The following is a 7247-nucleotide window of genomic DNA, read 5'->3' on the forward strand; positions in this document are numbered from 1 at the left end:
CCGAGGTATTTTTCAAACCAAAGAAGCAGCGGTGCCGCACTGCAGGGGGCATCGCGTCGCGGCGGGCGCTTGGGGCTTTTGCGGGCGCGCGCGCTGCGGTAAGCCGCAAGGCATGGAATTGACGGCAAGCGATCTGACGGTGGCCCGGGGCGGCGTGCCGGTGCTGGACGGGGTGAGCTTTGCGCTGGCGCCGGGCCGGGCGTTGGTGCTGCGCGGCCCCAATGGTGCGGGCAAGACCACGCTCTTGCGCACCGTGGCGGGATTGCAGCCCGCGATGGCCGGAGAGGTCAGTGGCGCCGGTGAACGCATCGCTTATGCCGGGCACGCGGACGGGTTGAAATCCATGCTCAGCGTGGCGGAGAACCTGCAGTTCTGGGCGCGGGTCTTTGGCACCCAGGGGATTGCTGCGGCGCTGTCCGCCTTCAATCTCGACGCGCTGGAGGACCGGCTGGCAGGGACTCTGTCTGCCGGGCAGAAACGCCGGCTGGGACTGGCGCGGCTGATGGTGACGGGGCGCCCCGTCTGGGTGCTGGACGAACCGACCGTCTCGTTGGACACGGCCTCGGTTGCGCTGTTTGCCGACGCGGTGCGCGCGCATCTGGGGCAGGGGGGATCGGCGCTGATGGCCACCCATATCGATCTTGGCATTCCGGAGGCGGATGATTTCGACGTGACGCCCTATCGCGCGACACCGCGCGCGGCGCTTCGGGACGAGGCCTTTCTGTGATCGCGCTTTTGACACGGGATCTGCGGCTGGCGGTGCGCGCCGGGGGTGGGTTCGGCCTTGGCCTGGCCTTCTTCCTGATCGTGACGGTGCTGGTGCCCTTTGGGGTCGGCCCGCAGACCGACCTTTTGACCCGGATCGCGCCGGGCATCCTCTGGATCGGCGCGCTGCTGGCCTGCCTGCTCTCGCTCGACCGGATCTTTGCGCTGGATTGGGAGGACGGCAGCCTCGACCTGCTGGCGACCGCGCCCCTGCCGATGGAGGGCATCGTCAGCGTCAAGGCGCTGGCGCATTGGATCACCACCGGGTTGCCGCTGGTGCTGGCGGCGCCGGCGCTGGGGGTGCTGCTGAACCTGGCCGGGCCGGGATACCTGTGGCTGTTCGTCAGCCTCGCGCTGGGGACGCCCGCGCTGTCGGTCATCGGCACCTTTGGCGCGGCGCTGACCGTGGGGCTGAAACGCGGCGGCCTGCTGATGTCGTTGCTGGTGCTGCCGCTTTATGTCCCCACGCTGATCTTCGGCGCCGAGGTGGCGCGGCGGGGGGCCGAAGGGCTGGCGGTTCAGACGCCTCTCTTGATGTTGGCGGGGATCAGTTTCGGGGTGGCGGCGCTGCTGCCCTTTGCCAGCGCGGCGGTCCTGCGGATCAACCTCCGGTGAGCGCGCGCCCGTGACGTATTGCGCCCGCACGATATTTGCGCTGTAACCCTGCGAAAGGGAGGCCAAGGACCATGTCGATCTGGGAATATGCCAATCCGGTCAAGTTCATCCGCACCGCGGATGTGCTCTTGCCCTGGGTGACGGTGGCTGCGGTGATCTGTTTGGTCACCGGGCTGGTCTGGGGCTTCTTCTTCACGCCCGAGGATTTCCGGCAAGGCTCGACCGTCAAGATCATCTACCTGCATGTGCCGGCGGCGATGATGGCGATCAACGCCTGGCTGATGATGCTGATCGCCTCGCTGATCTGGATCGTGCGGCGCCACCATGTCAGTGCGCTGGCCGCCCGTGCCGCCGCGCCCATCGGCGCCACAATGACGGTGATCGGCCTTGTCACCGGCGCGATCTGGGGGCAGCCGATGTGGGGCACCTGGTGGGCCTGGGACCCGCGCCTGACGGTCTTTTTGATCCTCTTCCTCTTCTACCTGGGTTACATGGCGCTCTGGGAGGCGATCGAGGATGACGATACCGCCGCCGACCTGACCTCGATCCTCTGCCTTGTCGGATCGGTCTTTGCGCTGCTCAGCCGCTATGCCGTGCAGTTCTGGAACCAGGGGCTGCACCAGGGATCGTCGGTGCTGCGCGCGGGGGCGGTGACCGGGGTGGACACCACCGAGAAGGTCTCGAACGTCTATTTCATGCCGCTGCTGGTCTCCGGGATCGGGTTCGTCCTGCTGTTCCTGGCGCTGGTCCTGCTGCGGACGCAGACGGAAATCCGGGCACGCCGGTCGCGCGCTCTGCTGGCACGGGAGCGCAGCGCATGATGCCGGAACTGGGCAAATACGCGGGCACGGTGCTGTCCTCTTACGCGGTCTCGCTGGTCCTGATTGTCCTATTGATCGTGGTCAGCGTCCTGCGGTCCCGCCGGATCAAGGCCGAGTTGCAGCGCATCGAGGAGCGTCAGAAGAAGAATGGCTAAGGTTTCTCCCCTCATGGTGGCGCCGCCGCTGATCTTTGCGGCACTTGGCGCGCTGTTCTACTTCGGCCTTGGGCGCGAGGACCCGGACAAGCTGGAATCCATGTTCGAGGGCAAACCCGCCCCGGAGATGACCGAGGCCGCACTGCCGGGCTATGCGGCCATCACGCCAGAGATGCTGGCCGGCGGAGAGGTGACGGTGGTCAACTTCTGGGCCAGTTGGTGCCCGCCTTGCCGCGCCGAACACCCTGTCCTGCTGCAAATGCGCGAGGAGGGCATCCGCCTTGTCGGCGTCAACATCAAGGACCAGGCGGGCAATGCCACCAAGTACCTGGCCGACGATGGCAATCCCTTCATGGCGGTGGCCTTCGATCCCGCCGGGCGCACGGCGATCGACTGGGGCGTGACCGGCCCACCGGAGACCTTTATCCTGGACGGCGAGGGCACCGTCCTGTTCAAGTTCGTCGGCCCCCTGGTGGGGTCGGATTACGAACAGCGGTTCCTGCCCGAACTGAACGAGGCCCTGGGCCGCTGAAAGATTTCCCTGATGAACTTCTTTGGAAGGCGCTACACTCGCCCCTGCGTGCGAGTCGAATGTCTACAAAAAGAAGCGATTTTTCAGGGAGAGGGACATGTTTCCACGACTGACAGGGCTATGCCTGGGGCTGGCAATGGCCGGCGCCACGGCGTATGCGGAACCGAGCCTTGACCGCGGACGCTACCTGGTCGAAGGACCGGCGGGCTGCGGCAATTGCCATACACCGATGGGGCCGCAGGGTCCGGTAATGGACCAGAACCTGGCCGGACGGCTGGTGGACAAGAACCCTGCCTTTACCGCCATTGCCCCCAACATCACGCCCGCCGGGGCTGTTGCGGGCTGGTCCGATGCCGAACTGGCACGAGCCATCCGCGAGGGACTGCGCCCCGACGGCACGATCATCGGTCCGCCGATGCCATTTCCCATGTACCGCGGCCTGTCGGATGACGACGTGATGAGCATTGTCATGTATCTGCGCACCTTGCCCGCGGTCGAGAACGACCCGGGCAAAAGCACCTACAACATCCCGCTGCCGCCAGCCTATGGCCCGCCCATCGACAGCGTGCCTCATCCCGTGCAGGCGGTGAGCGTCGAATACGGCGCCTACCTGGCCGGGCCGGTGGCGCATTGCATGGAATGCCATACCCCGATGGGAGAGAAGGGGCCGATGCTGGACAGCCGCCTGGGCGCCGGTGGGTTCGAGTTCCACGGCCCCTGGGGGACGTCTGTCGCCGCCAACCTGACCTCGCACGAGGATGGTCTGGCGGGATATACCGACGCCGAACTGGCTGACATGATCACGAAGGGGATGCGGCCCGACGGCAGCCCGATGATGCCGCCGATGCCCTACGGATACCTGTCGCAGATGACGGGGGATGACCTCTCGGCCATCATCCTCTACCTGCGCAGCCTGCCGCCGCTGCCCGACGCGGGCTGAACGGGGCCGTCAAACCGGTGAAAGGGGCCTGTCGGTCAGAGATCGCAGGCCTCTGCCGGTGCGGTGAGTTGCTGGGGGGCGGCGCAGGGCTGTGCGGCGGCGTCCTGCCCGGCATAGGCGCCGATCACTGCCAGCATCAGCAAGGCCGCGGCCTGAAGAATGGTCAGGGTTTTCATGGGTCTGCCTCTTTTGTCTTTCTGTTCAAGACATGGGATCTCGAGGCTGATTTACAGGGGGAATTGGACGCCGCGCAGGTCAGGAAATCCGCCAGTGCGCGTGATTTGCGCGGAAACCTGCAACCATGTCCGGGAAATGAGCATCCTTTGGCCTATCTCCCGGGGGGGCGCACCTGCCGGAGCATCGGGCCAGTTGCAGGTTCTGGCATTCGGCTACGATGAAAGAGAAGCGGGCCCTGCGAAAATCGCAGGGCCCGTCCAGAGTGCCTGTTGTACGAAACGCGCCTCGGAAGACTAGGGCGTTCTGGGGATCAGGCGCTCTTGCGGAACTGGGGGACGGGGGTAGTCATGCCCAGTTGCGCGCGCAGGTGTGCAGGCAGCATGCGGCTTGACGAAACGCGCGGCTTCGTCATTTCCGGGATCAGGCGTTCCACACCATCGTAAAGCGCCACATAGTCGTCGTAGTTGTCGAAGTTCTTGCGCGCGGCGTAATCGACGAAGGTTTCCGCCGCCGCGCCGTTGGCGATGATCTCTTCATGGCTCTCGGTCTCGACATGGTAGACCTTGAAAAGGCCACCCAGCTCTGTGGCCGGCACGAAGTCGATGGTCGAACCGTTGACCAGGGCCGATGCATTCACGACCAGCCCGTCCAGGATCATGCCGTGATCCGCGGTGACAGTCAGGTCGCTGTGGGGCAGACCGTCGCCAAGCGCGCCCGCGCTGATGCGCACCATCTGCTTGCCGGTTTCGCTGAAGAGGCTGCTCAGGGTTTGGACGCCCACCCACTTGACCGTCGTTTCGGACCCGTCTGCCGTCCGGATCGTGTCGCCGATGGCCAGTTCCTCGACCGGGCGCTCACCCTGTGCGGTGTCGATCAGGGTGCCTTCTGCAAAGCAGTATGCGTAGGGTGCGTCGCTGGTCAGGTTGATGGTCGAGGTCAGAACCCCCGCGAGCGGCTCGCCTTCGGGGTACCAAAGGTAGGTCGTCCCACCCTGCGAGAAGGCCACCACGGGTTTCGAGTCGAGCTCGATACCGCCAATGCCGATTGTCGCTGCGGTGCCTTGACCGATGTAGGAAAAGCCGCTGCCATTGAACGTGGCGGTATCGGCGGTTTCGAATGTGTCGTCATCGTCGACGAATGTGGCCGTGCCCAGTTCAGGACCGTAAGGCAGCAGACCGACGTCCAGGACGCCGCCGACGGAAAGAGCTACGGCGCCCGTATACTCGTGCACGTTGTTAAGGTCGATTGTGGACATGAAATTCTCCTATACGTCACACCAGAAAGCGCAGGGCCCCGAAGAGACCTGTCCCGCAGACACGCCGATACACATCCCGAAGATTGTGCTGGCACCTTCGGAGTGGCAAAGATTCGCTCCCGCATAAGAAGAATTACCCAGTGGTCTTCACGCGGTCAATCTTATAGGTGTATCTTAGTTTGATAGTTTATTGGTACTAAGGTCTGTGTTCACTAAAGAGGCAGTTGGGTCTATTGATGTTTAATGTTGCAAAATATTTATAAATTTTTTGCTTCAGTTGGAGTATGTGGAAATCTGACACGCCGTCTAAGGTGGCCACATCTCACGCCTTGTTGGTTGTGCCGGAGCGTGACCTTGACCGTTGAAAATTTAGTGGCAATCAGGGATTGTATTTGATTTTTTGAATCTTATCGGGTACACATGGCTTCTTGTGAGGGGGAGTGAATGAAAAAAAGGCATAGTACCCTGGTCGCATTCGCAGTGCGAACCCCGGGTTCAGGCGGGGAGAGGAGATTTCGGATGGATAGGTCGGTTTAGACACCGGCTCATGAGCCAACGCCTACAAGAACATCCCAGGGTGCCCCTTCGGACAGACGTCTCGACGAGGGACATCATCGAACGCGTCAAGAACGGGCGCCCGCCGCATCATCCGGCCAAGGGGACGATTACTTGCCAATCGAAGTGTGGTTCTTACGCTGAGCCAGTCGCCATGCCTGACTTGGGCTCATTAGCGACAACGTGCCGAGGCTGGCAGATCTCTTGCAAAGCGGGTCTGTCTCCGGAGGCCTAGGCGCGACGCGATGTCCGCTGGCAGGTGGCGTCCGCTAGAGATCCGAGGCGCCGGCATCTCGGGGATGATCCGTTCGCAGCCATAGAGCGCCAGGTATTCGTCGAAATTGTCGAACCGCCGCCGGTCACGGTAGTTGATGTAGCTCTCCGAGGGCGCGCCGTTGGCCAGGATCGCCTCATGGGCCTCCGTCTCGACATGGTAGACGGTCAGGCTGTCCGGCAGGTCCCGCAACGGCACCCAGTCGATCGTTCCCCCGTTCACCAGCGCCGAGGCATTGATGATCAGCCCGTCGATCATCATGCCGTGGTCGGCTGTCACGGTGAGGTCCGCCAAAGGCAGCCCGGCGCCAAGGCCGCCTGCACCAATGCGCACCAGCCACTGCCCCCTTTGAGGGACGGCCAGCCTTTGCCGACCGGTCCAGTGCACCCGCGCGACCCCGCCCGTGGCGGTCGGCAAACGGGCGCCGATCTGCAGGGTCTCGACCGCGACGGGGCCGTCTGTGGTAGTGATCATGGTGCCGGGCGCGAAACAGTCGGGGTAGTCGCTGGTGTCCAGCGTGTCGAGGTTTAGCGGGCTGGGAAAGGTGTAGTCGGCGATATTGTCGGTCAGCGGAATCGGAATGAAACTGAACCCGTTGCTCAGCGCAAAAACCGGCAGGTTCACCGTGCCGCCCCCGGCCTTGGCCACGTCGACATTGCCAAGATAGGTGCAATTGCTGTTGTTGACGCCATTGACCCGGTAGATCAGCGTATCCCCGGTCTCAAAGCTGTCATCGACCTCCAGCTCGACCACTTCCAGCAGGCTGGGTTCCGTGCCCGATCCGCCCAAGGTGACGGTCCCGGAGGTGCCCGCGTAAAACCCCGAGCTTTGAAACTGGAAGGTTCCCATGACCTTTACGCCCTCTCGTTACCCAAGGTTCGGGGGGCATTGGCAGGCCCCACTGCCAATCGCACAGTTCTGTCAGGCGCGCCGTGTTTCTCTGTCATCCCTTTGCGCCGCAATGCCCTGGTCAAGCCGTTCGCGGATCGCGGCGGGCAACTGACGGCGGGACGAGATCCGTGGGCGCGGCATCTCGGGGATGATCCGCTCACAGCCGTAGAGGTCGAGGTATTCGTCGTAGTTGTCGAAGGACTGGCGGTCACGATAGTCGATAAAGGTCTCCGTGGGCGCGCCATTGGCCAGGATCACGTCATGGGC

General features: G+C 63.5%; 9 protein-coding genes and 1 pseudogene. 6 read left to right on the plus strand and 4 right to left on the minus strand.

What is annotated here, in order from left to right; genetic code table 11:
- Window positions 1–112 precede the first annotated feature (112 nt).
- The 6 genes from ccmA to PVW46_RS13815 all read left to right on the plus strand — a co-directional run bounded on the left by ccmA (window position 113) and on the right by PVW46_RS13815 (window position 3828).
- Window positions 113–727 (plus strand): heme ABC exporter ATP-binding protein CcmA, encoded by a 615-nt coding sequence (gene ccmA / locus PVW46_RS13790; RefSeq protein ID WP_069208534.1) that lies wholly within the window; start codon window positions 113–115, stop codon window positions 725–727.
- Complete coding sequence (gene ccmB, locus PVW46_RS13795; protein WP_069208533.1) at window positions 724–1380, plus strand: heme exporter protein CcmB; 657 nt, start codon at window positions 724–726, stop codon at window positions 1378–1380. Before ccmA ends, ccmB begins: the two co-directional genes overlap by 4 nt.
- A gap of 71 nt (window positions 1381–1451) precedes the next feature.
- The gene (ccmC, locus tag PVW46_RS13800) at window positions 1452–2201 is read left to right on the plus strand and encodes a heme ABC transporter permease CcmC (RefSeq protein ID WP_043143279.1); all 750 of its coding nucleotides are present in this window, start codon (window positions 1452–1454) and stop codon (window positions 2199–2201) included.
- Complete coding sequence (ccmD, locus tag PVW46_RS13805) at window positions 2198–2356, plus strand: heme exporter protein CcmD (RefSeq protein WP_172429616.1); 159 nt, start codon at window positions 2198–2200, stop codon at window positions 2354–2356. Before ccmC ends, ccmD begins: the two co-directional genes overlap by 4 nt.
- Complete coding sequence (locus PVW46_RS13810; protein ID WP_043143280.1) at window positions 2349–2888, plus strand: DsbE family thiol:disulfide interchange protein; 540 nt, start codon at window positions 2349–2351, stop codon at window positions 2886–2888. Before ccmD ends, PVW46_RS13810 begins: the two co-directional genes overlap by 8 nt.
- A 97-nt stretch (window positions 2889–2985) precedes the next feature.
- Entirely contained in the window at window positions 2986–3828 is an 843-nt protein-coding gene (locus PVW46_RS13815; protein ID WP_069208532.1) for a cytochrome c, read from the plus strand.
- Between the two features lie 35 nt (window positions 3829–3863).
- Here PVW46_RS13815 and PVW46_RS13820 read toward each other — a convergent pair whose 3' ends face one another.
- The 4 genes and pseudogenes from PVW46_RS13820 to PVW46_RS13835 all read right to left on the minus strand — a co-directional run.
- Entirely contained in the window at window positions 3864–4004 is a 141-nt protein-coding gene (locus tag PVW46_RS13820; RefSeq protein WP_157903777.1) for a hypothetical protein, read from the minus strand.
- 311 nt (window positions 4005–4315) lie between these two features.
- Window positions 4316–5260, minus strand: coding sequence for a Hint domain-containing protein (locus tag PVW46_RS13825; RefSeq protein WP_274576246.1), 945 nt, complete (start codon window positions 5258–5260; stop codon window positions 4316–4318).
- Window positions 5261–5987: 727 nt separating this feature from the next.
- Window positions 5988–6938, minus strand: coding sequence for a Hint domain-containing protein (locus PVW46_RS13830; RefSeq protein WP_069208530.1), 951 nt, complete (start codon window positions 6936–6938; stop codon window positions 5988–5990).
- 72 nt (window positions 6939–7010) lie between these two features.
- Window positions 7011–7247, minus strand: a pseudogene (locus tag PVW46_RS13835) (hypothetical protein); the annotation flags it as partial.

The organism is Mameliella sp. AT18, assembly GCF_028807275.1.
GTDB classification, from domain to species: domain Bacteria; phylum Pseudomonadota; class Alphaproteobacteria; order Rhodobacterales; family Rhodobacteraceae; genus Antarctobacter; species Antarctobacter albus.